Genomic DNA, 26,283 nt, shown 5'->3' on the forward strand with positions numbered 1-26,283 from the left:
ACTTAGAACTTTACGCTAAGCCGGGCCTTGCCCGCGTTTTGATTGAAGCTCGCACCATACTGACCTGTATATTCAAGACCCAGCGTCGTCTGATTGCCGAGATCAATATCAAAGCCAGCCTTGATAATCGCGGTTTCCTTCGCAATTGGCGCACCGGCCACGTCAAATACCGTTCCGGTATCGAATGAGGCTGCTGTCGTCGGAACGGTATCGCCATAGGCGTGCTGCCAGCCAGCCGTACCGCTAAGCCTTGCATTCATGCTGCCGAATACGACTGGGGCAGAAGCCCGAAGACCAATTGTGGTAAACGTGGTTGTCGTCGTTTCTTTTCCAATCCGGAGCGCGGAATTCCCGCCATGTTCATCGAACCGCCCGGTTTGCAGGCGTACCACCGCAACATTTGCAAATGGCTCAATCGCCGTTCCGTTCACATCAAAACGATGCGAGAGTTCGCCGAATGCCTGAAAGGTGTCTGCGCTGTAATCGGCATCAAGACTTTCTGAAAAGCCCGGGAAAGCGACAAGGCGATCAGTTTCGATCTTGTGCCAGCTATAGGCAAGACCTCCCTTGAGCGTGGTCGCGCTCCACTGGGTGCCGCCGTAGATTCCCAGATGATAGTTGTCACTGTGGCCAGACGAGTTGCGATCATTCACATCGAAACTGGTGCGGCTATAGCCCGCGAGAGCGCCCAGCCTCCAATTCTCGACGATTTCCGCGTCATAGCCTGCAACAAAGCCGCCGGTTGATTGCTTCAGCTTGCCAGCATTTCCATCCGCCCCGGTTTCACTCCATTGGCCAAGTGCCTGCCCCCAGATTGCGGCGCGCGGTGCCGAAACCTGCGATGAAACCATGTCTGTTGCGACGGATGATGAGGCAGCACTCTGCCCACTACCGCCAAACGCCGCGTCAACGCGTTCCATGACGGCATTGCGAATGATCGAGCTGTCATTGATGATCGCAGTTCGCGTCGAAGCATGGATTTCCCCCGAAAGCGCGTCGAATGCGCGACGCGCATCCTCTTCACTGTCCTGCATGACAACCGTATCGTAGACCGCATTACCAGCACCAAGACCCTCGACGGCCACGGCCACCGATTTCTGATTGCCTGTCTTTGCCGTAGCAGCGAAGTCGACGTCGTTGCGTGCGATGTTGAGGTAGACTGCGTTGGGATCATAGGCCAGGCCAAGATCGACGAAAGGCATGTTCTGGCTCAAATCGCCAAACGTACCCAGAATGCCGCCTTCAGCACTTAAAATGGTGTAGCTCTTGCCGGGCATATAGGTGCCGGCGGCTTTTTCTATATAGACCTTCGCGCCACCAAGCGTCGCCGTTCCGCTCACATCGATGCGGTCGCTTTTACCGGAAGCATCAATTTCCGCAACGTAAGTGGCTCCCGCATCAAAGGCCAGATTGCCATCGACCTTCAGCGTGCCGATAGAATTGCCCGGTGCGATGATACTGCCAGCGCCGGCATAAAGGCCTCCAACTGAGCCTGCGCCAGCCAGATATGCGCCGTTTTCAACGCTGGCTGTCCCGACAAGGAATGCACCTGAATGGGATGCATCGCCAATGACCAGCCCACCTTCTTTCACAGTCGTGCCGCCTGTATAGGTGTTGGCACCATTCAGGACCAGAACACCAGTGCCGGACTTCGTGAGACTGCCAGTACCATCAATATTGCCGTCGAAACGGGTATTGGCGGACTGGTCTACGGTCAGAGCTGCCGAGCCAAGGCTCAATGTCCCGCCCTCGCCCATCAGCGACGACATGCTCACACTGAAACTGTTGAGATCGAGCTTGCCACCATTCACCGAGAAGGCCGTATTGTCGACGAACGCCCCGTCCACGCCAGCCTGAAGCACTCCGCCTTCCACCAAGGTTCCGCCCGTATAGCTGTTTGCCTGGCCCAGAACGAGCGTACCGGCTCCGCGCTTGAGCAGCGCGCCCTCCCCGGTGGCTTGCTGCAGCAGCGTCACGCGGTTGTCTGCCTCCGCGATGTCGATCCATCCAAGTCCCTCAAGGGACACGATACGATCCAGCGTTTTCATGTCGCTGCCCGTTATACGCAGACCGCCATCAATGAGACGCAGGCGAGCATCGGCATTGCCAAGAGCCGCATCTTCGCTGACGAGGATCGTCCCGCCGTCGGTGACAGCCGTTTCGCCGATAAAGGAATGATCGTCGATGCAATAGTCCTTGATGGCCTGCTGGAAGCGCCCATCCGTGCTGTCGCAGTTCAGCAATGTCTTCTTTTCGTCAAGCGTCAGATCGGTCAGAATCGGTTTGCCATTGGCATCCGAAATCTGGCCCAGATAGAGATCTCTGCGTTGATTGTTTCGGGTTAGAACAAATTCCTTGTTCTTTTCCGCGAAGCCGTAAGCATTGGCGCCCCAAACGAGACGCGTCTTGCTGGTTTCATTTTCCGAGTAAGTCTGGAGCTGCGGGCCAACCCATCGAAAATCATGCGCAACGGGTTCATGGTCGGAGATTGCTTCCGGCTGGCGGCCCGGCCGGGTGACTTTTACGTCCTTGATCACTCCCGTGTAGGGATCATTGGGATCATCCACAATCTCATACCATTTTCCGAATGGCCGCGAGACGAGGAAATGATCAATCTTGGCACGATCCCAGCTCGCCCAGGTATTGGTTGCGTCCTCGCCTGCCGACGGCCATGTGGTGCTGCCATCGTTGAGATCATGCGGCTTGAAGTCTTCGCGGACCGCATCCGTCTGGAGCAGCATGTACTGCTTCTTGAGCACATTCATCGTAACCGGCGTGTTGTTGGCTACCGCATAGGTTTCGTCTTGCAGCCCGACATTCTTCCCGGCCTTGTAGGCGGCGGAAAGAGCGTCGCCCCATTGCTTCCACGACAGGGTGTCGATGTCCTGTCCGACATATGCTTCCTGAATGACCGAACGCATCGTCTGCTGATCGGCGTTGAGAACATATTGCCGCGTCAGATCGCGATAAAAGGTGTTGCCGTCAGATTGCTGCATCAGTCTGATCTGCGCATCGATGTGATGAAGGCCGCGCTCGGAAACATCCCCCGCATTGAAGTCGCCCATGACCATGATCGGCTGGATGGCTCCTTTTGCCCACGTGTTGAGGGCTTTGGCTTCATTCACGCGACCGGTCGATCCATCTGCATAATCGAGATGAACCGTACCGACGAGTGTCTGCGGACGGGAGCCCTGGGCGTCCAGCTGAGTATAGCTGACATAGCGACCTTGCGTATTTCCGCCCAGATTGATCGTGCCGAATTTGCCCGGCAAACGGGAGATGATACCGACATCGCCGACCTGCACATTACCGTAAGTGCCGCGACCCGCGGTTTGAAGGAAATCCGGTATGCGCGTGACATAAGTACTACCGTTGACTTCCTGCATCCCGAGCACGTCGAAATTGGCGGCTGCCATAAAGTCCGCTGTCAATTCCGGGTTCTGTTTGAACTTGTTCCAGATATTGAGCGTCATGACGCGAATGTCATAGCTATCGGCTGCGCGCGCCGGAGCGGCAGCAATTCCTGCGACTGCGACACCGCATAAAAGCTGCGCAGTCAGAGCCAAAAGTTTTCCGTTGCGTTTGGTCGTCCCCGTTACCATCCCTCGGTCCTTTTCCTGGAAGGTGCTTCCATTTCATCAACGTGACAGCCGGATTGATCATCCAACTTCAATCGATGCTGAAATGACAGAGTTCAATGTCACTTTTATTACATTTTACTCCTGTCCGGGATGCCAGGACTCCAAAACATGCGGTCCTTAATAGTAAATGTCATTAATATTACATTTTTATTCGCTAATCGATTCACCCAGATATTGCTATTTTAACCCCACGATTTCCTCGCCTCATTCAACCTGGAAATGAGAGATGGATCAGAGTGATCAGGCGCATAAGGACATAACGACTACCATGAGCGAACTTTCCGGTCCCGGTGGCAAGAAGAAGGAAATCCGGCAGCAGGCATTGTTGCAATGGATTGAAAACAGCCATTATGTTTCTCTTGAAGAGATCGCAGAACGGTTCCATGTCACCACCCAGACGGCGCGGCGCGACATTGCGGACCTGGAACATCGGGGCAAAGTCCGGAAACTGCATGGCGGCGTGTCGCAACTGACGCCGCTCGATCCCGTGACCTACCGTCAGCGCAGACATGATCGGGCCGACGAGAAGGTGCGAATTGCCGAAGCTGTCGTCGCGCTCATTCCCGATGGCGCCACCGTTTTCCTCGATACCGGCACAACATGTGAAGCGATTGCCAATGCGCTCGTCAGCAGGGAGCGGCTGCACCTCGTCACGTACAGCTTGCGATCCGCCGCCATCATCAGCGAGAAGACGGATTTCACGCTCGCTGTTCCCGGCGGCTTCGTGCGCCCTATCGATGGGGGAATGTTTCAGGAAGACACACCGGAATTCATTCGGCGTTTCAAATTCGACTATGCAATCATCTCGGTGAGCGGCATCGATGATGACGGCGATCTATGCGATGACGACCATACCGAAGTCGCCGTCGTTTCCGCAGCGCTTGGACAAGCTGCACACAAATTGCTCGCAGTCGACAGCTCAAAGTTCGGCAGGCGCGCCATGGTGAAGCTTGGTTCGGTTCGCGACGTAAGCGCCCTGGTAACGAATGAAACGCCAGCCCCGATTTTGGCCCGCATACTCGAGGAAGCCAATATCCCTGTCATTCTCTCGTGACCAGCGTACCGGTTGGGCACTTAAGCATTGGATGAGTTTTTGGTTCGGCCGACAATCGGGTTGTCGGCCAGCTACGCCTGTGCCGCGCTCACCTTGGTCCGCAGGGCATCGGTCTACACCGGATTAAATCCAGCAAATGCCCGTAAATGACCAAGGTCAGGCAGCCTCACCGCGCCTCAACCAATTTCCAGCCATTGCCGGAGGGATCGCGGAAACTCGCATCGACGCTGCCGAAGCGGCTGATCGGTTCCTGAATGAATTCGACGCCTTTTGCCGCGAATGCCTCATGCGTAGCGTGGCAGTCCTTGACCACCATCACCAGCGGCGGCATCGCGCCCTTCGCGACGACCTCGTCAAGCAATCGCGCGGTCGTCTCATCTACAGTGGGCGGCTGGGGCCGGAACAGCCCAAGCTGGAAGTGAGGCTGGTCCGGGTGCTGCACTGTCAGCCAGCGGTAGTCTCCGTTCTTGACGTCGGTGTGAACGGCAAACCCAAGTTTTCCTACATAGAAATCAATGGCCTCATCCTGGTCACGCACGTAAATGCCCGCCACCCCTACTCCCTGGTCCATCACTGCTCTCTCCATGACTGCTCTCCTGTTGTCATGGGTTCTGTGTATCAGCCTTATCTTGGCGCCGCTTCTCCGAAACTGCTATTGTGAGGTCCGGGCGATACGCTGCACTGACAAAGCAATGTGGCACGTGCTCCAGCCTGTGCGAACCCGCCCGCTCGCGGGCACGAAGGTCGGAGGGGTTTTCGCCCGTGATATCGCGGAAAACGCGCCCGAACGTTCCGAGGCTTGCCCAACCTGTGATAAACGCGATTTCGATCACCGGTTTGTCGGTGTCACGCAGTAATGCCTTCGCGCGCTCGATGCGCCGCGAGAGGAGATAGCGGTGCGGCGGCACGCCAAATGCGATCTTGAACGCGCGGGCGAAATGAGCCTCCGAGACACCGCTCACCTGCGCCAGCCGGCGCACCGGCCAGGGCTCATGCGAGGCGGCATCCAGCCTGTCTTTGGCCCTGAGCAGGCGGCGCAACAGGGCTGGGTCTTGTCGCGGCCTGTTATTGCTCATCATTCCAGGATTTGCCGGATAGGCTGACGTTGAATATCGATGTCATGGCCGTTTCGAAGTTGTTTGCGTTGTCTGCTGCCAAAGAACGCCAGAATTCCTCTTCAACGGAGACTTGTCTATCGCAAATTATCAAAACCGGCCGATCTATATCCGGATAATATCGTCTACTCCAGTGGGCGTCATTCAAAAACAGGAATGGCAGCAATCAGCCGCCAACTCCCGGTTCCATGAGAAGCGCCCGCTGCTGCCGGGTGATGCGCAGCTGCCGTTGCTGGGGGTCGCTGCGCATCGTGATCGCTATTTCGCGCCAAACTGTTCGATCAGTTCTTCCAGACCGACATGGCCCTGAAAGGCTCCGTTGCCCGGCAAGGCCTCGCCCCTTTCCAGCGCCATTGCATGGATGACAGCGGGATCGGCTTCGATACGGCTTCTCACGGCGGCAAGCTTCGGCCAGCGTGCGGCGTCTGCCACCTGGTGAAAGTCCAGCCAGCGGGCAACCCCAACCAGCAGGGCGTCCGCCAGCGTCGGACGGTCGGCGACCAGAAAAAGGGTGGCACCGATCATTTCTTCAAGCCGGTCGTGCCGCTCGATGACGCGTTCGCCACCCCATCGGGTCAGCGCCGATTTCATCGCAGGGTCAGGCGACTGCATTTCCATCGCAGCCCAAAGCGGGCCGAACATGCCGGTAAAGCCGGTGTTGATGAACCCCATCAGCTGATGCATCCGGTCGGCTTCGCGCGACAACGGATCGAAGCTGATCCGCCGCTCGGTGTCGCGCGCCTCCAACCAGGCGGCGATAGCCATGTTTTCGGTCACGACCCGCCCCTCATCCGTGACGAAGGCGGGCGTCTCGACCCGGCGGTTGATCCGCTTGTAAGCAGGCTCCCGCATCTCGGTCAGCATGTCGACCCGGCACAGCCTGTAAGGCTTGCCCAGCCATTCCAGAGCTGCGACAAGTCCCATGGAGCTTCCGGCCGGGAAGCCATATATAAGGATCGGTTCCATGTTTGGTGTTCTCCGTGATGTCTTCTGATCACGCTGCGCAGCGAAGCCGGACCATAAAACATCGCTCCGCCAAGTAAATTACGCACCTTTTTGTAACCAGGAGCTGCCGATGAAAGACCTTGTTTCCCGCTGCCCGATCGAAGAAGTCATGCAGGTCCTGAGCGGCCGCTGGCCGACCCTGCTCATTTATTATCTTCAGGAAGGGACAAAACGGTTCAGCGATCTTCGCCGGGATAATCCCACGATCTCGCACAAGATGCTCACACTGGAACTGCGCAAGCTCGAAGAGGCCGGCATTGTCCGGCGCACCGAGTTCGGCGGTTATCCGCTTCGTGTCGAGTACGACCTGACGCCAGCGGGCGAAAGACTGGTGCCGCTCATCGATGCCCTCGGCGACTGGTGGGAAAACACGGACGAGAATAAAGCAAGCGACGTGAATGAAGGTAGCGAAGCAGGCGGAACCCACTCAGTTCAGCACCTTTGAACAATCTGCCTCCGAGCGGAAAAGGATTCCGGCGGTTTCGCTTTGCGAACAGTGTTAGCGAACCGCTCGCGGAATGGTCCGGTTCAAGGACCGCCACCCTGTAAACAATCAGGCTTATCGCACAGTTGTCAGAGTTCTTCAGAGGCTTACCAGCGCATGAAAAAGCACGCCTCGGAGACCTCATATCCCGCTCTATATCCCGCTGAAAATTATCGCCTTTTGAAGCCGTATTAAACCTAAAACCCCCTTAGGTTTTGTTCGAGCGACGATCGCAAGGGGGCTTTCGATAGGGATTGGGAGGCGGCGCTGCGCGCTCAATCTTCGGAGGTCGGCAGGACCTGACTGATACTGTCCAAGCTAGCCTGATTTGGTTAAGAAATCCACCCCCTGAAAGCACGAAGCGGGACAAGCAGTAAGGGTGAAACCACTCGCTCCCCTCTTCCGGAGAACAGCGCGTGGCCCCAGCGGCAGAACTTCATAGAAGTGAACCCGGCTCAAAACCGGTGCATGCTGAACGCCCCCTTCACCTTCCGCGCAACGCAGCCTCACCGTCTGGATTGATCGGAGGAACTGCACAGGGGTTATTATTCAATATTGGATTTCAGTCCTTCGTTTCCCGACGCTGGCCGCAGCAGCCCGGACCAATATCGGTTACCGCTATTCGCGGCCCAGTTAACAAGCGGACCACCGCAGACCGTCTTGAACGATCGTATCTACGACGGAGAATGAAGGTGGTGCCGACCAGTGGAGACGCCACGGCCTCCCCTCGGCCTCAGACGACCTTAACACGCGTCTTTTGACACGCCGAAATGGGCAGTTCCCCGCGCCGCTTTGTATCATTTCGGCTTCGCAATGATCACGGCGCCGGAACTTAGCAGAGAATCGGCCGAACAAGCTTTGTCCCCTATAAAGCGATGTCGCTCCGGTGTGGAAACAGGACTCTTCTCGATTGAAATTCCAGGCTGGTTCAGGGTTCCGGTTTATAGACCGCCGTCTAAAACCGATAAAAGATCATAAAAACAAAAGGATAGCAGAACCGGCAGCGAATCGATAAAATTTCGCTTAATTTTAATACCGGCGCTAACTCTTTGTTAATTCGGCTGCCCCTTGCGATAGAATAAGAATCGGACATAATGACGGTATTTAGGCGGTATCAGTTCCAATGCCGTCACTAGGGACACCAAGCAAATGAATATCGCAAATCCGGCAGCAGCCTTGTCGTTTGACGACATGATATTATCGCAAGGGCGCGAGATTTCTCGCAAGCTCAATCTGCTGCGTCACGAAAACTTTCCGCCGGATGCGCGCAAGAACATGCTGCGCCAGTTTTCGATGGCCGAGGCTGCCTATTTCCTCGGTGTCTCTCCCAGCAATCTCAAGAAATTACATCTTGAAGGCAAGGGTGTCGAGCCGACCATTCTAACAGGTGGCCGCCGCGCCTATAGTGGCGAGCAGATTCAGGAACTGCGCCAGTGGCTCGACCAGAACGGCCGCGCCGAAGTGAAGCGCTACGTTCCGCATCGTCGCGGCAATGAAAAGCTTCAGGTCATCGGCGTCGTCAACTTCAAGGGCGGTTCCGGGAAGACGACGACGGCTGCGCATCTGGCGCAGCATATGGCGCTGACCGGCCATCGCGTGCTGGCCATCGATCTCGATCCGCAGGCTTCGCTTTCCGCCCTGCACGGCATCCAGCCGGAACTCGACGAGTTTCCGTCGCTTTATGAAGCCATTCGTTACGATTCCGAAAGGAAACCCATCCGTGAGGTTATCCGGCGGACGAACTTCCCCGGCCTCGACATCATTCCCGCCATGCTCGAGCTGCAGGAATATGAATATGACACGCCGCTCGCCATGCAGAATGGCGGCGAGGGCAAGACATTCTGGAACCGCATCGCGCAAGCTCTCGCCGATGTCGACAGCGATTATGACGTCGTGGTCATCGATTGCCCTCCCCAACTTGGCTATCTGACGCTGACGGCGCTTTCCGCAGCGACTTCGGTGCTGATTACCGTTCATCCGCAAATGCTCGACCTGATGTCCATGTCGCAGTTCCTGCTGATGCTCGGCGATATTCTCAAGACGGTCCGTCAGGCCGGCGGCGCGGTGCAGCTCGACTGGTTCCGCTATCTGATCACCCGTTACGAACCGACCGACGTGCCGCAGGCGCAGATGGTCGGCTTCATGCAAAGCATGCTCGCTTCGCATATGCTCAAGCACCAGATGTTGAAATCGACGGCTATCTCCGATGCCGGTCTTACCAAGCAGACGCTTTACGAGGTTGAGCGTTCATCGATGAATCGCGGTACCTATGATCGCGCCATGGAAGCCATGGAAGCGGTCAATTCGGAAATTCGCGGCCTCGTTCATGAGGCATGGGGGCGTTAGACTGCCGTCTAAAGCGGCGAATATTGAATAAAATCAGGTCTCTGACCGGTTTGAGGATACAGGAATGGCACGAAAGAACATATTTGAAAGCGTTATGCGGGACCAACCGGCGGCTGAACAGGCCTCTCAGCCGGTCGAAAACGTATCGCGCCGGTTCGGTGCCGCCAAATCCCTTTCCGCATCGATTGACGAACTGGCAAAGCAGGCGGCCCAGAAGCTCGATGGCGAAACCATTGTCGAGCTTGATCCCGCACAGCTGGATGTCTCTTTCGTGGCGGATCGCCTGCCTGAAACGGATGACGAGGAATATCGCGAACTTCTGGAAGCCATTCGCGAGCGTGGGCAGGACAGTCCTATCCTCGTGCGTCCGCATCCAGAGACCAGCGGCCGCTATATGATCGTCTTCGGCCACCGCCGTGCGCGGGTTGCCCGGGAACTTGGTATCAAGGTCAAGGCGGTCATCAAGCCCCTCGCCGATCTGGAACATATTCTGAGCCAGGGCCAGGAAAACTCCGCCCGCGCCAATCTGAGCTTCATCGAGCGTGTCTTCTTTGCGGCGCGTCTTGAGGCGCTGGGCTTCGAACGTGAAGCCATACAGGCGGCGTTGACGGTAGATTACCAGACCCTGTCGAAGATGCTGACCATTCCGAAGGCCATTCCGGAGCATATTCTCCTGGCCGTGGGTCCGGCCAAGGGTATCGGGCGTGATCGCTGGCTGGAATTGCGCAAGCTGATCGAAATACCGGGCAAGAAGGATGCTGCGGAAGAACTTCTGGCGACTTCGGCCTTTGAAAAGGCGTCGTCTGTCGATCGTTTCGAGCAGCTCTATGGCTATCTGAAAGGCGGAAAGCAGAAGAAACCCGTCACCAAGGCGGCTCTGCGGCCCGGAACCAGCTGGACGGCTTCTGACAAGTCCGTCAGCGCGGTTATCAAACAGAATGGCAAGTCGGCCACATTGGCGCTCAGTGCCGCCAACGGGCCGCGTTTTGCCGAATGGCTTTCTCGCAATCTGGATGAGCTTTATGCGTCGTTCCGCAACGAGGAGAAGTGAGTAGCGTACTGACCAGCGGCTTTGCTGCGGTCTGATTGTGTAAGGCATGTCTTCCCGAAAACCGGAAACGGAAACGGGAACGGGAACGGGAACCGGTTCGGATTAGGACATGCTCAGTTGAATTTGTAAGAGTGTTTGCGTCGAAACTGTTCAGGAAAAGGAACGAGACAGCAAAAGAAAAAGGCCCCCAAACGTCGCCGTGTGGAAGCCCTTCTCATTGGTTTAGCAGCTAGAGAATCGCAAATCCACGAATCACTGTCAAGTGCTATTAGCGTCATTTCGGCGGGTGGATTTCTTTTGCCTTGTGGAAGGTGAAAGAAAATGGAGATTCAATTGGCCTCGACGCCGTTTGGCAGTCGAAGGATGACGCTTGCCTTGCTGGCAAGTCAACAGAACACACGGCAAATTGCGCCTGGAACGGTTGCCGACAAGTGGCAGCTGCATCGCTGGCTGTGTGAGGCAAAGACGCTGTTCGGCCTGAATGATCGCTCTCTGGCGGTTCTTTCGGCGCTCCTGTCATTCTATCCGGAAACGGAACTGAATACGCAGAGCAGCCTGATCGTGTTTCCCTCCAACAAGCAACTGGCATTGCGCGCCCATGGCATGGCGGATGCGACCTTGCGACGTCATCTGGCTGCGCTGGTCGATGCCGGTTTCATCCTTCGGCAGGACAGCCCGAATGGCAAGCGTTATGCGCGTCGCGCCAAGGGCGGAGACGTGCAGATTGCTTTCGGCTTTTCACTGGCGCCGCTTCTGGCCCGTGCCTGTGAACTGGAAACAGCTGCGGAACAGGTGAGGGCGGGAAAGACTGCATTGCGTGAAATGCGCGAGCAGCTGACCTTGCTGCGCCGCGATATCACCAAGCTTGTCGAATTCGCCGCCGAGGAACAGCTTGCCGGTAACTGGCAGGACATCCGTCACCGCTTTCGCCTGATCGTCGACAGCATTCCGCGCCGTGCGGAGCAGGAAGAGCTGGCAGCTTTGGTCGAATCCTTGCAGGCAATTCGTACGGAAATCGATAACGCATTGAAAATTCATGAAAATGTTCAGAATTTGCGCGGCAATGAATCTCAAAATGAGCGGCAGCAAATTGAATCGAATCCAGATTCCCATTTTGAAAAGGCAACGGCTGAATTTATCGACCAGCGCGTAAATGAAATCACCAGCGCTCCAACAGAACCCACGGTTTCGCTCGACATGGTGCTTCGCTCCTGTCCGGAGATCACGGCCTATGCGGTCAGTTCCATTCGGCATTGGCAGGATCTCGCCAATACGGCAGAGAAAGTACGCTCCTTCCTCGGGATCGATGGAAAGCTCTATGATCTCGCAAAGAAGGTTCTTGGACCCTATAATGCGTCGATCGTGATTGCCTATATCCTGCAGCGCTTTGAGCAAATTCAGTCTGCTGGAGGCTATCTGCGCATTTTGACGGAAAAGGCTGCCAATGGCTCTTTCTCGATAAGGCCAATGCTGATGGCCGCGCTCAATGGACAGGTTCGTTAACCATAAAAAGTCCAGTCAGCATGACAAAACTGAACTGCCTTTTAGGTTTCGTATCGTTCATGAAGTTTAACAAGATCAAGGAACCGTAAAAGAGGCCGGGAAGGCTTCCAACCCGCCTTGGAGGTTCATGGGCTGTTGGCTTTGAACATTGCTTGAGAATTGTCAGCGCCGCTTGTGGAGGCGTCGATCAGGGCCGTCGGGCTACCGCTATAAAACGCGCCGGAAAGCATGGGCGGGGAAGAAAACTCAGTCCAGTGCCTGAAAGCGACGACGACGCGAACGGCGGCGAGGGCGCAATGTGTTGAGGTCCTGCGCCTGGTCAGTCTTGTGACGTGGGGGAGGCGACAGAAGGCGCATGATGAAAAGGATGCAGCACCCGATGGTGAATATCCAGAATATCTCATCGGTGAGATCGTTGATCATGACGCAATCCAGAGCAAACCGCTTGTCCGTTTCAAGACGCGCGAAACAATATTCCGCGATCCATATCGCCTTGCGCAACGGTGGCCAAGTCACGAAGCCGTGCTTTATCGCCGCGCCGGTTATGTTGCCCCTGCGGCGGTCCTGTGGATGATGGCAAATGGCGACAAGGCGCTGGTCGCGCACTTCACGCTGATCTGCGATAGATTGCTCATGCTGCCTTTCACGATCCATTGTTTCCGCCCGGTCCTCGCGGCTGAGTTTCGCGAACCGCAAGACATTCTGAGCTGGTCGCTGACCCGTCCGGGTTTCGTCCGGGCGCGCTCCGTCGCCTGGCTGGAAGTGCGCAATGACGATCTGACACTGGATGTGGACCCGGTGCGTTTGCTTGAGGCGAAACTGGCGGAAGCCGGCTATGGCGAAGCGGTGCAGATGATGACGTCGCGCAACGTGGAGAAGCATCATGTCGCAACACGGCGCTCCGGCGAGGCACATGCCGCCTGCCTTGCCACTGTCGGCCTGACCAATGCGGGGAGGGTGGGGGAACGCGCGCAGATGATTATGCCCGCCGGAACCATCAATCTTCTGGTTCATATCGACAGGCCCTTGTCGGTCGCGGCCCATTTGGAGGCAATGTCGATTGCCGCCGAGGCCCGCACCGCAGCCATCATGGAACTTGGGCTCGATGTCGGCGGCAGGGTCTCGACAGGGACCGGCACGGATTGCATCGCGGTTTCCGCGCCGCCTGGTGAGCGGGGAGACGGGGCATCCTACGCAGGCTTGCATACGGATATAGGCGCCGCCCTCGGTGGCGCTGTCTATGACGCAGTGTCCGAAGGCGGCAGGCTCTGGATGAAAGAGCGGGGCTTTTGACCGATCAGGCTTCTGCGACAGCCTCTTTCGGCTTCAGGCGCAGGATGAGCGGCACCAGAACGAGGGCGACGATCGGGAAAACGAGCCAGTTGATGGTTTCCCAGCCGGAGGAATGCAGGAGCGAGCCGGCAAAGAAGGAAGCACAGGCCACGGTGCCGAACATGATGAAATCATTGGCGCCCTGTGCCTTGCCGCGTTCAGCCGGCGTGTGGCAGTCGGTCACCATGGCGGTCGCGCCGATGAAACCGAAATTCCAGCCGATGCCGAGGAAGATCAGCGCTCCCCAGAAATGGCCGACATCGAAGCCGCCGAGCGCAATGATGGCGGAAAAGGCGATCAACACCAGCCCCAGCGCGGTTATCTTTTCCTTGCCGAAACGGGTGATGAGCCTTCCGGTGAAGAAGCTCGGGGCGAACATGGCAAGCACGTGCCACTGGATGCCGAGGGCTGCATGATCGACGGAATGGCCATGGCCGACCATGGCGATGGGCGCAGCCGTCATCACGAATGTCATCAGTGCATAGGAACAGACGCCGGCGGCCACGGAAAGCATGAAGCGCGGCGAGCGGAGAATTTCGCCGAGAGGACGGCCTGTATCATGGACCACGTTCGGGTCTTTGCGGATCTTAGGCGCACGCAGCATGAAGAGGACGGGGAGGGCGAGCAGGCCCAGAACCGCCTGGCTGAGGAAACTGCCCGCGAACATCGCATCCGGAATGGTATCGCGTGTCCAGATGACGAGCTGCGGCCCGACGATGGCCGCAACGAGCCCGCCGACCATCACCCATGAGATGGCGCGGGCCTTCATGTCGCCGGTCGCCGCATCGGTGGCGGCAAAGCGGTAGCTCTGGACATAGGCGGCATAAAAACCGGCGGTGAGCGTGCCGAGACAGAAGATGAGGAAGGATGCCGCAAAAATGCCTGCGGCTGCGATCACGCCCGCCGAGGCGCCGACAAGCGCGCCGAGCATATAGGCATTGCGGCGTCCGAACTGGCGCATGAAGAAGGCCGCTGGCAGCGTGCCCAGCGCAAGGCCGAGATTGAACAGGCTGACGGGCAGCGTGACGAGGGCGGGATCGGAAGACAGTTTCTGGCCGACCAGGCCACCCAGCGAAATCACGATGGGCGGGCTGGAGGCGCCAAGCGCCTGTGCAATCGTCAGGATAATAATATTGCGCCGTGCGGCCGTCATGTCGGTCATCGTCAACCCCTCAAAGGACGAAATCGGGACGGTTTTATCGGAAAGCGCTTTCGCCAGCAAAATTATTCTACTGGTCCGCAGAATTATTCCTGACAGGTTTTCTTGGCAGCCCGGCATCACGGGAAGGCAAGGACTGTGGCCAAGGACTGGGACCAAGGACTGGGACAATGTCGTCCGTCTGTCATGAACTGCTTCTAATTTGCAGCTTCACTGTTCGATAGGGAGCCAGCAATGTCAGACAATCTTTCCCAGCAAAGTCTGTTCAAGACCAGCCAGTTGGAAGAAGCCGATGCCGATCCGCGCAATCCGTCCGATAACCCCACCATGGGCGAAATCATCAGCCGCCGCTTTTCCCGCCGTGGCTTTCTGCGTGGATCGCTCGCCGTCTCGGCCATTGCGGCAACGGTCAGCCCGCTCGCCCTCATGAGTGCTGGCGATGCGCGCGCCGCATCCGGTTCGGCCTTTTCGTTCAAGGAAGTCGAGGCCGGTGTGGACGCCCATCATCATGTCGCGGAAGGCTATGATGCCGATGTGCTTCTGCGCTGGGGAGACAGGCTTTTCGCTGATGCGCCGGAATTCGACCCGGCGAAACAGTCCGCCGAGGCGCAGGCCCGCCAGTTCGGCTACAATAATGATTATGTCGGCTATATCGCCATCGACGGTTCGCCCGAACACGGGCTGCTGGTCGTCAACCACGAATATACCAATCCGCACCTGATGTTCCCCGGTCTCGTCAAGATCGTCGATGGCAAGGTGGAGCAGGCTCCGCTTTCCAAGGAGCAGGTGGATATCGAAATGGCCGCCCATGGCGGCACGATTGTCGAGATCCGCAAGCAGGACGGCAAATGGCAGCCGGTGCTCGACGGCGCGAAGAACCGCCGTATCACCTCCAATACCGAGATGGTGCTGAGCGGGCCGGTCGCGGGTCATGATCGCGTCAAGACTAATGCCGATCCATCCGGCACCAAGGTCTTCGGCACGATCAACAATTGTGCGGGCGGCGTCACCCCATGGGGCACCTACATCATGGCCGAGGAAAACATCCACGGTTATTTCATTGGTGAACTGCCGGAAGGCCACGCGGAAGCGGCCAATTACAAGCGCATGGGCATTCCCGAAGGCTCGTATGAATGGGGCCGTTTCTACGACCGTTTCGACGTTTCCAAGGAACCGAACGAGCCGAACCGTTTCGGCTGGATCGTCGAGGTGGATGTGTCCGATCCGAACTCCATGCCGAAGAAGCGCACCGCGCTTGGCCGTTTCAAGCACGAGGGAGCGGAATCCATCGTCAGCAAGGATGGGCGCGTGGTCTTCTATCTGGGCGACGACGAACGCTTCGATTATGTCTACAAGTTCGTGACGGCGGGCAAGTTCAACCCTGATGACCGCGCCGCCAATATGGACCTGCTGGATGAAGGCACGCTGCACGTGGCGAAGTTCCATGAGGACGGCAAGGTGGAGTGGATGCCGCTGGTGTTCGGACAGGGTCCGCTCACCGAACAGAACGGTTTCAAGAGCCAGGCCGATGTGCTGATCGAAACCCGCCGCGCTGGCGATCTTCTCGGCGCCACCAAGATGGACCGCCCGGAAGACGTGCAGCCGAACCCGGTCAATGGCCGCGTCTATGTCATGCTCACCAACAATACCAAGCGCAAGGACGATCAGGTGGATGCCGCCAATCCGCGCGCCAAGAACGCCTTCGGCCATATCATCGAGATCGAGGAAGACGGGCAGGATTTTGCCGCCACGACCGGCAAGTGGGAAGTGCTGCTGAAATGCGGCGATCCTTCCGTTGCCGAAGTTGGCGCCAGCTTCTCCACCGATACGACGCGCAATGGCTGGTTCGGCATGCCGGACAATGCCGCCGTCGACAGCGCCGGTCGGCTGTGGGTCGCAACCGATGGCAACAGCAACAAGGATACAGGCCGCACCGACGGGCTTTGGGCCGTCGACACGGAAGGCGATGCGCGCGCAACCTCGAAACTGTTCTACCGCGTGCCGGTGGGCGCGGAAATGTGCGGTCCGCTGTTCGCACCGGACGATGAAACGGCCTTTGTCGCCGTGCAGCATCCGGGCGATGGCGGCGAGGACTGGGACGGTCATGGCCGTCCGTCCTATTATGAGGATCTGTCCACCCGCTGGCCGGACTTCAAGGACGATATGCCGGTGCGGCCTGCCGTGGTGGCCATCACCAAACAGGGCGGCGGCAAGATCGCGGTGTAATACCAAAACTCGATGAGTCAAACTCATCGAGTTTTGGTTAAGCCCGTGCGGCGACTGGGCATTTTCAGGGCGTGATGCGTTAGCATCTCAGCGCCCTGGTAAAATGACCTGATGAGACGGTGGCCCCCGGTGAAAGCCGGGGACCTTCGTCAAAGCTTCATGGAAGCGTCAAGCCAGCGATACAAAGCCAGCCTAATTCCATCCCTGTATTTCCAATCCAACGGGGACTTATCATGATATCGCGTCTTGTCGCCTCTACCATGCTTGCCGGTGCCGTCGCATTGGCGTTTCCGGCCTCCGCTGAAGAAAAGGCTTTTCCCGCAACGCTCAAGGCCCATGCCATCCTGCCGGCGAACACCATCATCGCTGCGCCGGAGGATGCGGCAGAACACCTGAAGACATCCGGCAAGTTCACCACCGCCGACCGCAAGCGCGCCGAGGGCATCGGCACGGTTGAAGGCAAGGACGGCGTGCGCAAGACCGGCCTTTCGGTGCCGTTCGACGGCCAGCCGGTGCAGGGCTTTTCCGGCATCAAGACCATGGAAGACGGCAGCTTCTGGTCGCTGTCCGACAATGGTTTCGGCTCAAAACTCAATTCGCCGGATGCCATGCTGATGCTGCACAATGTCAAGTTCGACTGGGACAAGGGAACGGTGGAGCGCGTAAAGACCGTGTTCCTGAGCGATCCAGACAGGAAGGCTCCGTTTCCCATCGTCATGGAAGGCGCGGAAAAGCGCTATCTGACGGGCGCGGATTTCGACGTGGAATCCATCCAGCCGGTGGCGGACGGTTTCTGGGTCGGCGAGGAATTCGGTCCGTTCCTGTTGAAATTCGACACGGACGGCAAACTCACCGATGTGTTCCCGACTTTCGTCGGCGAGAAGGAAATTGTCTCGCCTGACAATCCGAAGCTCGCTCTGCCCGCCAATCCGAGCCTCAAGCTCCCGGCCTATAATCTGAAGCGTTCCGGCGGCTTCGAAGGTCTTGCCATGTCGAAGGACGGTACGAAGCTTTATGGGCTTCTGGAAGGCCCGCTTTTCGTCGACGGTGCGCCGGAAAAGACCGAGAGCGGCAAGACGGGCCTGCGCGTCATCGAGTTCAGCGTCGCCGACAAGAAGTGGACGGGCCGGTCCTGGCTCTATCCGCTGGCCGAAGGCGGCGAAGCCATCGGCGATTTCAACATGCTGGATGAAACCACGGCGCTGGTCATCGAGCGCGATAATGGCGTCGGCACGGCGGACAAGGCCTGCGCCGATCCGAAGAAGCCGCAGGCAGATTGTTTCGATGTGCCGTCGAAGGTGAAGCGCATCTACAAGATCGCTTTCGACGACAGCAATGTCGGCAAGGACGTGCGCAAGATCGGCTATATCGACCTGCTCGCCATTGCCGACCCGGAAAACAAGCGCCGTCAGGGTGGACGCGAGGGCATTTACGACATGCCGTTCCTGACCATCGAGAATGTGGACCGCGTGGACGAAACGCATATCGTCGTCGGCAATGACAACAATCTGCCGTTCTCGGCAGGCCGCGCGCTCGACAAGGTGGATGACAATGAGTTCGTCCTGCTGGAAGTGGGCGAATTCCTGAAGGCCGAATAGGCCTTCCTCGATTTTCAGCGAGCCGTATGGCGGCCTGTCCCTGCATCGGCAGGCCGCCATTGACCCTGGAGCATTTCCAGTTGGGATTGAATCGCTGGAAATGCTCCATCTCATTGTTTCACGCATTATCCTGCGCAAAACCGCTCCGCACTTTTGCTGGAAATGCTCTGTCTTATCGTTCTCACGCATTATCCCGCGCAAAACCGCTCCACACTTTTGCTGGAAATGCTCTACTTGGTCGTATAGCCGCCATTGACGAGGATGGTCTGCCCGGTCATCCACCAGCCCTCCGAAACCATGAAGCGGATATAGGGAACGATGTCCTCGATATCGGTGAGGCCGGTCTTGGAGAAGCCGGAGAGTGCCGCCGCAGTCCGGTGGTAGGCCACCGCGTCCTCGCCTTCCGCCGGATAGAAGAATGGCGTGTCCATCGGGCCGGGACCAATGGCGGTTACTGAAATGCCGCGTTCGCCGAATTCCTTGGAAGCCGCGCGCGTGAAATGCTCTACCGGGGCCTTGGTGCCTGCATAGGCTGCATAGAACGGCGTGTAGGCGCCCAGCAGCGAGGTTACCAGTGTGCAGATCCTGCCATTGTCGTTGACATGCTTCCCTGCTTCTTTCAGGAAGAAGAAGGCCGACTTGGAATTGACGGCGGTCATCTCGTCATATTCGGCTTCCGAAACTTCGACGATCGGCTTCTTCAAAACCTTGCCCACCGTGTTGATGGCAATGTCGGGACGTCCGATGGCGGCAACCGTATCGGCGAACAGTTTCTCCATCGCACCGGCGGTGGTGAGATCGGCCTGGAAGGAAACCGCTTGCGCGCCTGCGGCCTTCACGGCGGCGACAGTGGCGTCCGCGTCCGCTTTGGACGCTGCGCTGTTATAATGAATTGCGATCGCCTTTGCCCCGTGTTCCGCAAGATCGCGCGCGATCAATCCGCCGAGGTTCTTGGCGCCACCGGCGATGATAACCGTTTTGCCCTTGATGCTGTGGTCCGTCATGGCTTCAACCTTCTTTTCCGATGCGGCTGCGCCATGCAGCCGCTTTCAAATCCGAAGAGTATCGTCTAGGATAGCGCTATAAAGACCGTCATTCTGACAACACCTGTCAGGTTTGACGGACAATGGAGGCAGATTATCTTGGATCGCATCGACCTCTTTCGTATCTTCGCCCGTGTCGTCGAATGTTCGAGTTTTACGCGCGCCGCCGATACGCTCGGCGTGCCGCGTTCCTCTGTTTCGGCGGCGGTTCTCGAGCTGGAGGGGCGCCTCGGGGCGAGGCTCCTCCACCGGACCACCAGAAGCGTGTCGACGACGCAGGATGGCGCCGCCTTCTATGAACGATGCCTGAGTCTGATTGCGGATATGGAGGAAGCGGAAAATCTGTTTCGGAATACCGCGACGCCATCCGGCACGTTGCGGATCGACGTTCCCGGCCGCATCGGACGTCTGATCATCGCGCCAGCCCTGCCCGAGTTTCTGGATGCCTATCCGGAAATCGATATACATCTGGGAGTGACTGATCGCGCCGTCAATCTTGTCGAAGAGAGTGTCGATTGCGTTCTGCGCGTGGGACCATTGACGGATTCCGGGCTGATCGCCCGATCGCTCGGCGAGCTTCCGCTGATCAACGTTGCGAGCCCCGCCTATCTTGAGCGGTACGGTATTCCCGAAACGCCTCATGACCTTTCCGCCCATTGGGCCATCAACTATGCCTCGCCGTCGAGCGGGCGCGTCGAGCCGTGGGAGTGGAGCGAAGCTGGCGCAACGCGATCGATTCCGGTGCGCGGCCGCGTCACCGTCAACAGCGCCGAAGCCTATATCGCCTGTTGTCTTGCCGGTCTCGGCCTCATCCAGATTCCGGCCTACGACGTCAGACGCCATCTGGAAGCCGGCGAACTGATCGAGGTAATGGCCGATATGCGCGCCGCGCCGATGCGAATGACGTTTCTATATTCACACCGCCAGCATCTTTCCCGTCGGCTTCAGGTCTTTGCCGACTGGCTCGAAAAACTGCTGAAGCGGGAACTGCAATCAGGGGCGGAGCCGCATTGACGAACAGGGCTTGGGTGCGCGAGCCCCTTTTCTCTCTGTGCATGGCGACAAGCCCGGCGTGGAAGTTTTGTTTCGGCCCGGTTAAGGTGCCGCGACAAAGCTATGGAGAAAACCGTTGAAGATTTTTATTTTCGGCAGTGTGAATGTGGATGTCAGCGCGCGGATGGCCGCGCTGCCGCGTCCGGGACAGACCGTGAATGCATCGGGCTATGGCATCGGCCTCGGCGGCAAGGGCGCCAACCAGGCGGTTGCGGTCGCAAAGCTTGGCGGTGACATTCGCTTCGTCGGCGCTGTCGGCAATGATGCCTTTGGCGAACTGGCCGTGAAGCAGATGCAGGAATTCGGCCTCAATACCGAAAGCGTGCGCGTGATCGACGGTGTCGATACGGGCATGGCGATCATTCAGGTCGAGGAAGCCGGACAGAACACGATCGCGGTCTGTGCCGGAGCCAATGCGCGCTGGTCGGCTGCAGACATCGATGCCTATGCAGCCGATATTGCCAGGGCGAAGATCACGCTGCTGCAGCGCGAGGTTCCGCATGAAGCCAATCTGGCCGTGGCGAAGGCCGCGCGTGCGGCAGGCGGCAGCGTTCTGCTAGATCCGGCCCCGGTCGGCGATGCAGGCCGCATGGCCGATCTGATTGCGCTCAGCGACATCATCTCGCCCAACGAGACGGAAGCCGCCGAAATCACCGGCATCGAGCCGACCGATCTGGCTTCGGCGGAAGCCGCAGCCCGAAATCTTCTGGAGCGCGGGCCGAAGATGGTCATCGTCAAGCTTGGAAGCCGTGGCGCGCTGCTGGTGACAGCGGACGAGGTGAAACATTTCGCGCCGTTCAAGGTCGATGTGGTGGATACGGTCGCCGCTGGCGACAGTTTCAATGGCGGTTTCGCGGTCGCCTATTCGCAGGACCGTTCCCTGCACGATTGCGTGCGATATGGTTCGGCGGCGGGTGCGGTTGCGGTCACGAGACCGGGTGCGGGAAGCGCCGCGCCGACCGCTGCGGAAGTGGCAGCGCTTCTGCAAAGCCAGACCTGAACCGGCTTTCGCAAATTGTGACGAAGCGAAGATTGGCGGCGATTTGCGCCGCTTTCACGCGATTTGAGCGAAAAAATGCTCGAAAACACCACTTAAAACATGGCGAAGAAACAACGAAATTAAGGCACTCGCGGCTTATTTGTGGCAAAATTGTGATTTGAGACACGATCCCGAAAGGTGGACTTCCGGTTTTCGGGATCGTGTCCTGAAAAAATCAAAGCGTTGCGAGACGCTCGGTCAGCAGTTTGAAGAAGCCGTCTGCATCCACATCCTTGATGAAGAGCGCGTTCTTCGGACGGTCGGTTACTTCCCACCAGTCCACGACCGTCTCACCGATGGTCAGTTCCGAATTGATCTCGATTTCCACATTGCACTCACGTCCGGAATAAAGTTCCGGCTTGATGAGATAGGCGATGACATTGGGGTCATGCAGCGGCCCGCCATCGGTGCCGTACTTGGCTTCGTCATAGCGTTCGAAGAATTCAAGCCATGCGGCGACCACCTCGCCGACATGGGTGCCGATGCCGCGAATGGCGGCGATGCGCTTCTCGGTGGTCAGCACCTTATGGGTGACGTCGAGCGGCATCATGGTGATTTTTATGCCGGATTTGAACACTACCGATGCGGCATGCGGGTCGACATAGATGTTGAATTCCGCCGACGGCGTGATGTTGCCGCCTTCGAAATAACCGCCGCCCATCAGCACGATTTCCTTGACGCGCCCGGCAATCTTCGGCTCGCGGATGAGTGCGGACGCGATGTTGGTGAGCGGTCCGAGCGGGCAAAGCGTGACGGTGCCGGGCTCTTCCTTCATCAGCGTTTCGATAATGAAGTCGACGCCATGCTGTGCCTGCAGCGGCATGGTCGGGGCGGGCAGGTCATAACCGTCGAGACCGGTCTTGCCATGCACGTTTTCAGCCGTCACGAGCGGGCGCACCAGAGGACGGATGGAGCCTGCGAACACTTTTGTGTCCGGCTTCTTCGCCACTTCGCAGATGGTGCGGGCGTTGACTTCGGTGCGCGCTAGCGGGCCGTTGCCAGCCACTGCGGTAATGCCGAGAATGTCGAGTTCCGGGCTTGCCAGAGCCAGAAGAATGGCGACTGCATCGTCCTGACCGGGATCGGTATCGATAATGATTTTACGGGCCATGATGGGTCTTTCTGCGTTAAAGCTTTTCCAGCAAAAATGTGAAGCGGTTTTGCGTCCGGAAAAGCGTAAAAAGATTTAAACTGCGTTGCGCGCCGCATCGACCGTCTGGTCGACAAGTGCGTCGAAGGAGATTTTCGCCGGGCGGCGCATATAGGTGACGATGTCGTCGGCCAGAAGCGGCTTCGACCACCGTTCGGCGATGATGCCGGAGCCGTGCTGGATGGCGATCATGCTGAGAATCTGCGCCGCATTGCAGTCGACGTCATGGCCGATGCCGCAGACGATTTCGAGCGTAAGGTCGAAGTCGCCTTCGCCGAACCAGAGCGCGATGACCTGTGCGGCTGCATTCGGATAGACGTGAATCCAGTTATATTCGGCATATTCCGCATCGCATTTCGCCCATGCATCCTGCCAGTTGCCGGCGGAGCGGCAGGCATCGAGCGCGAAGGCCAGAACCGCACCATATTCGGTCTCGACCGGGAAAAGTGCTGCCGTCGAAACGAGCAGTTCGCGCGTGTCGGAAACAGCAAAGGCGCGCGCCGCCATGACGGCGTTGAAAACTTCGCCCAATATTCCGTTTCCGGCATGGGAGATTTCCGCATCCATCCATGCGAGGCGGGCAGCTTCGCGGGCGCGGCCCGGTACGACCATGCCGCAGATCGTGCCGCGCATCTGTGCGCCGATCCACTCATCGAACGGATTGTCGGACGTCCCGGTTTCAGGCGCGGTGAGGCCGCGCCGCATGTTGGAAAGCGCGATCGCCTCCGCCGACCAGCCAAGCGGGATCAGCGAAGTCCAGCGCTCGGCAATGTCGGCGCTGGTCACGGCAGAACCCTTGTCGCCGAAGGCTTCCAGAAAGGCGATCTCGAAGGTGATGTCGTCATTATAGGTGTTGGGCTCACGCACATAATCGCGGATCGGACCGAAGACCTCGGCGATGTTTTCCGCCGTATAGCCTTCGAGCGCCGTGCCAGCCGCCGCACCGACAAGCTGCGCCATCCAGGCGGCGGCGGTGCGGTCGCGGAAATCATCGGACTGGATGGCATAGAGCACATCGTCGGGCCATTGAACGGCGGCGTCGAACTCGTCCCACGTGCCATAGCGCACGGTTTTTTGCGACGGATGGTTTGGATCGGGACGTGCGGCGCGCATCAGGACGCGCAGGCGCATGTCGATGCGATAGAGCGTCTCGAAGTCGCCGCGTTCAAGTGCGGCGAGCCCGTCGCGAAGCAGTTCTTCATAACGCGCAAGGACAAAGCCCTTGTTTTCCAGCGATTGCAGCGCACCCGCCATCAGGCATTCAGGCGCAGCCGATCCCGGCACATTGCTTTTCCAGAACATGGCCATGAGATCGTCCTGCGCCTTCATGACGGCGCTCGCATCCCAGGTCTGTTCCTCCGCCGTGCGTACCACCGGTTTCGTGTCGCGCAGCAGGTCTCGGGTCAGTTCCCAAGCTTTCATGTCATTCTCGTTTCGATGTTCATTATCAGGATTTCTTCAGCAGGCGGGCGCGGCGCTGGCGCCGCGCCGCATGGACCGTCAGCACGACGACCGGGACGAGATAAGGGATCATCTGCATCAGTTCGAAAGGCAGGCCAAGACTTTGCAGCGTGATGGCAAAACCTTCCGCCGCCGCCAGGACCAGGCTCGCCACGAGCGTTCCCCATGCGGTCCCCTGTCCCATGACTTCCGCCGCAATGGCGATGAAGCCGCGACCGGCGGTCATGTTCTGGGCAAACCAGGTGACATAACCAAGCGACAGATAGGCACCGGCGGCACCGCCGAAGAGGCCGGACAGGACGAGCGCCATCATCTGCACGCGGCCGGTCTGGATGCCTGCGGCGCGCGCCGATTTCGGATCGACGCCGGTGGCGCGCAGATGCAGGCCGAAGCGCGTGCGCATCATGAGGAGACTGACCGCCGGGACGGCCAGAAGGGCCGCGAAGGTGAGCACATGGATATTGCCGATGAAGGGCACGGGAAGGCTTGGCAGGGCCCCGCTTTTCAGCGCGCCGGACATGCCCTTGTCGCCTGTCGCGAGATAAAGCCCGAGCGTCGTTGCCGCCGCAGCCGCGATGTTGAGCGCGATACCGGTCATGATGAGATCGGTGCCGAGCCGGTTGACCGAAAGCGACATGAGCCAGCCCAGAAGCGCGCCCACGACAAGCGCCGCCAGCAGGCCGATGGCCGGGCTTCCCGTTGCGGCGCTGGCCAGAACGGCGATGAGGGCCGCGACCAGCATCATGCCTTCCATGCCGATATTGAGCACGCCCGCCCGGTCGGAAATCATCACGCCCAGAGCGGCCAGCAGCAATGGTGTCGCCACACGCAGGATCGTGCCGATGAAATGCGGGTCGAAAATCTGTGCAAGAACGGTGCTCATGCCTGTACTCCCGGCTGCACTGCGGCCTGGTCTGCATCGCGATTGCGAAGATTGCGGATCAGCCGCAAGACGGTCGGATGATTGTGAATGACGCTTGCCGTCGCGCCCACCATGATCGCCGCGGTCACCAGCCCCACCACTTCGGTCGGGATGTTCATGTTGCGGGCCAGAAGATCGCCGCCCACCTGCACGAAGCCGAGGAAAAGTGCCGACGGAATGAGCAGGAACGGGTTTTCGCGCGCCAGGATGGCGACGACGAGGCCGGTCCAGCCATAGCCGGGCAGGTCCAGCCAGGCGAAGCGGGCATGAAGGCCCAGCACTTCCAGCGCTCCGGCCATGCCGGCCACCAGTCCGCCGACGATCTGCGCCCGCATGACGATGCGTTTCAGCGGCAGGCCGAGGTGATTTGCAAAGCCGGGGCTTGAGCCCGCAATACGGATATTGAGGCCAGAGCGCGTCCAGTAAAGCCAGATGCCGCCAGCGATGCAGGCAAGAACCGCGATGATCGAGCCGCTGTTGAGGCGCGTCCCGGCAAGCAGGCGGTCGAGCTTGGCGTCCGGGGGTATCTTGAGCGACATCATCCCGCCCGCTGCCGGATCGCGGATGACATAGTTGAGGACGAAGAGGCCGAGAAACAGGAAGGCATAGTTGAGGACGAGCGACGTCACCATTTCCGAGGCGCCGAACCGCAGCCGCAGCGCCGCCGGGATGGTGCAGGCGAAACTGCCTGCGACCGCGCCGCAGAGGATGGCCACCGGCAGCGAGAACCAGCCGAGCGAAGGAAGCAGGACAGCACCCGCCACAGCACCAAGCGCACCGAGGAAGAAGCCGCTTTCCGCGCCGAGATTGAACAGGCCGGAGCGGAACAGGATGGTGATCGCAAGGCCGGTCAGCATGATCGGCGTTGCCGCCTCCACCACATTGCCCATATGGCGAATGCTGCCGAACGGTCCGAGGAAGAAGGTTTTGAGGATCGCCGCCGGATTGTCCTGCATCAGCGCCAGCGGCACCAGCAGCACCGCCATGATGACGCCGATCACCAGCACGGTCAGGAAGAATGGAATGAGATAGGATATGAATCTGCGCATCAGGCGGCAGCTTTCTGTTTGAGCATGATCTTATCCAAAAACCGTTTTACAC

20 protein-coding genes are annotated in these 26,283 nt (G+C 58.5%); 10 read left to right on the forward strand and 10 right to left on the reverse strand.

Annotated elements, in window-relative coordinates; all coding sequences use genetic code 11:
- Nucleotides 1–2: 2 nt before the first annotated feature.
- The gene (locus JNC63_RS11935; RefSeq protein WP_006469599.1) at nt 3–3,602 is read right to left on the reverse strand and encodes an autotransporter domain-containing protein; all 3,600 of its coding nucleotides are present in this window, start codon (nt 3,600–3,602) and stop codon (nt 3–5) included.
- 265 nt (nt 3,603–3,867) lie between these two features.
- On the opposite strand from JNC63_RS11935, the gene JNC63_RS11940 reads away from it, so the two are divergent.
- Nucleotides 3,868–4,695: a DeoR/GlpR family DNA-binding transcription regulator gene (locus JNC63_RS11940; RefSeq protein ID WP_006469598.1), complete on the forward strand. Its 828-nt coding sequence runs from the start codon at nt 3,868–3,870 to the stop codon at nt 4,693–4,695.
- 166 nt (nt 4,696–4,861) lie between these two features.
- Here the strand turns inward: JNC63_RS11940 and JNC63_RS11945 are convergent, their stop codons facing one another.
- The 3 genes from JNC63_RS11945 to JNC63_RS11955 all read right to left on the reverse strand — a co-directional run bounded on the left by JNC63_RS11945 (nt 4,862) and on the right by JNC63_RS11955 (nt 6,776).
- A complete protein-coding gene (locus JNC63_RS11945; RefSeq protein ID WP_235693760.1) occupies nt 4,862–5,281 on the reverse strand; it encodes a VOC family protein in 420 nt (139 codons plus the stop codon).
- 16 nt (nt 5,282–5,297) lie between these two features.
- Nucleotides 5,298–5,774 (reverse strand): helix-turn-helix transcriptional regulator, encoded by a 477-nt coding sequence (locus JNC63_RS11950; protein WP_006469595.1) that lies wholly within the window; start codon nt 5,772–5,774, stop codon nt 5,298–5,300.
- Nucleotides 5,775–6,068: 294 nt separating this feature from the next.
- Complete coding sequence (locus JNC63_RS11955) at nt 6,069–6,776, reverse strand: glutathione S-transferase family protein (protein WP_006469593.1); 708 nt, start codon at nt 6,774–6,776, stop codon at nt 6,069–6,071.
- Between the two features lie 109 nt (nt 6,777–6,885).
- Here JNC63_RS11955 and JNC63_RS11960 point away from each other — a divergent pair, with 109 nt between their 5' ends.
- From JNC63_RS11960 to JNC63_RS11980, 5 genes are all read left to right on the forward strand, one after another.
- Nucleotides 6,886–7,260 carry a winged helix-turn-helix transcriptional regulator gene (locus tag JNC63_RS11960; protein ID WP_006469592.1) on the forward strand — a complete coding sequence of 125 codons (375 nt, stop codon included), beginning with the start codon at nt 6,886–6,888 and terminating at the stop codon, nt 7,258–7,260.
- Nucleotides 7,261–8,448: 1,188 nt separating this feature from the next.
- The gene (gene repA, locus JNC63_RS11965; RefSeq protein WP_006469591.1) at nt 8,449–9,645 is read left to right on the forward strand and encodes a plasmid partitioning protein RepA; all 1,197 of its coding nucleotides are present in this window, start codon (nt 8,449–8,451) and stop codon (nt 9,643–9,645) included.
- 64 nt (nt 9,646–9,709) lie between these two features.
- Nucleotides 9,710–10,696: a plasmid partitioning protein RepB gene (gene repB, locus JNC63_RS11970; RefSeq protein WP_006469590.1), complete on the forward strand. Its 987-nt coding sequence runs from the start codon at nt 9,710–9,712 to the stop codon at nt 10,694–10,696.
- Between the two features lie 321 nt (nt 10,697–11,017).
- Entirely contained in the window at nt 11,018–12,199 is a 1,182-nt protein-coding gene (repC, locus tag JNC63_RS11975) for a plasmid replication protein RepC (protein ID WP_006469589.1), read from the forward strand.
- Between the two features lie 633 nt (nt 12,200–12,832).
- Nucleotides 12,833–13,492: an adenosylcobinamide amidohydrolase gene (locus JNC63_RS11980; RefSeq protein WP_170873251.1), complete on the forward strand. Its 660-nt coding sequence runs from the start codon at nt 12,833–12,835 to the stop codon at nt 13,490–13,492.
- A 4-nt stretch (nt 13,493–13,496) separates the two neighbouring features.
- Here JNC63_RS11980 and JNC63_RS11985 read toward each other — a convergent pair whose 3' ends face one another.
- Entirely contained in the window at nt 13,497–14,693 is a 1,197-nt protein-coding gene (locus JNC63_RS11985) for an MFS transporter (protein ID WP_036564788.1), read from the reverse strand.
- 231 nt (nt 14,694–14,924) lie between these two features.
- Between JNC63_RS11985 and JNC63_RS11990 the strand changes: the two genes are divergently transcribed.
- Both JNC63_RS11990 and JNC63_RS11995 read left to right on the forward strand, forming a co-directional pair.
- Nucleotides 14,925–16,916, forward strand: a complete 1,992-nt coding sequence (locus JNC63_RS11990) for a PhoX family protein (protein ID WP_006469586.1) — start codon at nt 14,925–14,927, stop codon at nt 16,914–16,916.
- 233 nt (nt 16,917–17,149) lie between these two features.
- On the forward strand, nt 17,150–18,514 hold the full coding sequence (locus JNC63_RS11995; RefSeq protein ID WP_006470774.1) for an esterase-like activity of phytase family protein: 1,365 nt from the start codon (nt 17,150–17,152) through the stop codon (nt 18,512–18,514).
- Between the two features lie 230 nt (nt 18,515–18,744).
- Here the strand turns inward: JNC63_RS11995 and JNC63_RS12000 are convergent, their stop codons facing one another.
- Nucleotides 18,745–19,518 (reverse strand): SDR family oxidoreductase, encoded by a 774-nt coding sequence (locus JNC63_RS12000; protein ID WP_006469584.1) that lies wholly within the window; start codon nt 19,516–19,518, stop codon nt 18,745–18,747.
- A 138-nt stretch (nt 19,519–19,656) separates the two neighbouring features.
- On the opposite strand from JNC63_RS12000, the gene JNC63_RS12005 reads away from it, so the two are divergent.
- Entirely contained in the window at nt 19,657–20,571 is a 915-nt protein-coding gene (locus tag JNC63_RS12005) for a LysR family transcriptional regulator (protein WP_006469583.1), read from the forward strand.
- A gap of 163 nt (nt 20,572–20,734) precedes the next feature.
- On the forward strand, nt 20,735–21,610 hold the full coding sequence (gene rbsK, locus JNC63_RS12010) for a ribokinase (RefSeq protein WP_235691713.1): 876 nt from the start codon (nt 20,735–20,737) through the stop codon (nt 21,608–21,610).
- A 214-nt stretch (nt 21,611–21,824) separates the two neighbouring features.
- Here rbsK and JNC63_RS12015 read toward each other — a convergent pair whose 3' ends face one another.
- The 4 genes from JNC63_RS12015 to JNC63_RS12030 form a co-directional block, all read right to left on the reverse strand.
- Nucleotides 21,825–22,760 carry a nucleoside hydrolase gene (locus tag JNC63_RS12015; RefSeq protein WP_006469581.1) on the reverse strand — a complete coding sequence of 312 codons (936 nt, stop codon included), beginning with the start codon at nt 22,758–22,760 and terminating at the stop codon, nt 21,825–21,827.
- A 75-nt stretch (nt 22,761–22,835) separates the two neighbouring features.
- Entirely contained in the window at nt 22,836–24,221 is a 1,386-nt protein-coding gene (locus JNC63_RS12020) for an ADP-ribosylglycohydrolase family protein (RefSeq protein ID WP_006469580.1), read from the reverse strand.
- A 25-nt stretch (nt 24,222–24,246) separates the two neighbouring features.
- Nucleotides 24,247–25,143, reverse strand: a complete 897-nt coding sequence (locus tag JNC63_RS12025) for an ABC transporter permease (protein ID WP_006470775.1) — start codon at nt 25,141–25,143, stop codon at nt 24,247–24,249.
- Complete coding sequence (locus tag JNC63_RS12030; protein ID WP_006470776.1) at nt 25,140–26,231, reverse strand: ABC transporter permease; 1,092 nt, start codon at nt 26,229–26,231, stop codon at nt 25,140–25,142. The genes JNC63_RS12025 and JNC63_RS12030 overlap by 4 nt, the downstream gene beginning before the upstream one ends.
- Between the last annotated feature and the right edge of the window lie 52 nt (nt 26,232–26,283).

Origin of the sequence: Brucella ciceri (genome assembly GCF_041930145.1) — a bacterium.
GTDB lineage: Bacteria > Pseudomonadota > Alphaproteobacteria > Rhizobiales > Rhizobiaceae > Brucella > Brucella intermedia.

Bases quoted from the DNA above. Each gene is read 5' to 3' on its own strand.
- repC (WP_006469589.1), top strand. From the start codon at position 11,018: ATGGAGATTCAATTGGCCTCGACGCCGTTTGGCAGTCGAAGGATGACG.
- JNC63_RS11945 (WP_235693760.1), bottom strand. From the start codon at position 5,281: ATGGAGAGAGCAGTGATGGACCAGGGAGTAGGGGTGGCGGGCATTTAC.
- JNC63_RS11985 (WP_036564788.1), bottom strand. From the start codon at position 14,693: ATGACCGACATGACGGCCGCACGGCGCAATATTATTATCCTGACGATT.
- JNC63_RS11995 (WP_006470774.1), top strand. From the start codon at position 17,150: ATGATATCGCGTCTTGTCGCCTCTACCATGCTTGCCGGTGCCGTCGCA.
- rbsK (WP_235691713.1), top strand. From the start codon at position 20,735: ATGGCCGCGCTGCCGCGTCCGGGACAGACCGTGAATGCATCGGGCTAT.
- JNC63_RS11980 (WP_170873251.1), top strand. From the start codon at position 12,833: ATGCTGCCTTTCACGATCCATTGTTTCCGCCCGGTCCTCGCGGCTGAG.
- JNC63_RS11960 (WP_006469592.1), top strand. From the start codon at position 6,886: ATGAAAGACCTTGTTTCCCGCTGCCCGATCGAAGAAGTCATGCAGGTC.
- JNC63_RS11955 (WP_006469593.1), bottom strand. From the start codon at position 6,776: ATGGAACCGATCCTTATATATGGCTTCCCGGCCGGAAGCTCCATGGGA.
- JNC63_RS11935 (WP_006469599.1), bottom strand. From the start codon at position 3,602: ATGGTAACGGGGACGACCAAACGCAACGGAAAACTTTTGGCTCTGACT.
- repA (WP_006469591.1), top strand. From the start codon at position 8,449: ATGAATATCGCAAATCCGGCAGCAGCCTTGTCGTTTGACGACATGATA.
- JNC63_RS11990 (WP_006469586.1), top strand. From the start codon at position 14,925: ATGTCAGACAATCTTTCCCAGCAAAGTCTGTTCAAGACCAGCCAGTTG.
- JNC63_RS12015 (WP_006469581.1), bottom strand. From the start codon at position 22,760: ATGGCCCGTAAAATCATTATCGATACCGATCCCGGTCAGGACGATGCA.
- JNC63_RS11940 (WP_006469598.1), top strand. From the start codon at position 3,868: ATGGATCAGAGTGATCAGGCGCATAAGGACATAACGACTACCATGAGC.
- JNC63_RS12020 (WP_006469580.1), bottom strand. From the start codon at position 24,221: ATGAAAGCTTGGGAACTGACCCGAGACCTGCTGCGCGACACGAAACCG.
- JNC63_RS12025 (WP_006470775.1), bottom strand. From the start codon at position 25,143: ATGAGCACCGTTCTTGCACAGATTTTCGACCCGCATTTCATCGGCACG.
- JNC63_RS12000 (WP_006469584.1), bottom strand. From the start codon at position 19,518: ATGACGGACCACAGCATCAAGGGCAAAACGGTTATCATCGCCGGTGGC.
- repB (WP_006469590.1), top strand. From the start codon at position 9,710: ATGGCACGAAAGAACATATTTGAAAGCGTTATGCGGGACCAACCGGCG.
- JNC63_RS12030 (WP_006470776.1), bottom strand. From the start codon at position 26,231: ATGCGCAGATTCATATCCTATCTCATTCCATTCTTCCTGACCGTGCTG.
- JNC63_RS11950 (WP_006469595.1), bottom strand. From the start codon at position 5,774: ATGATGAGCAATAACAGGCCGCGACAAGACCCAGCCCTGTTGCGCCGC.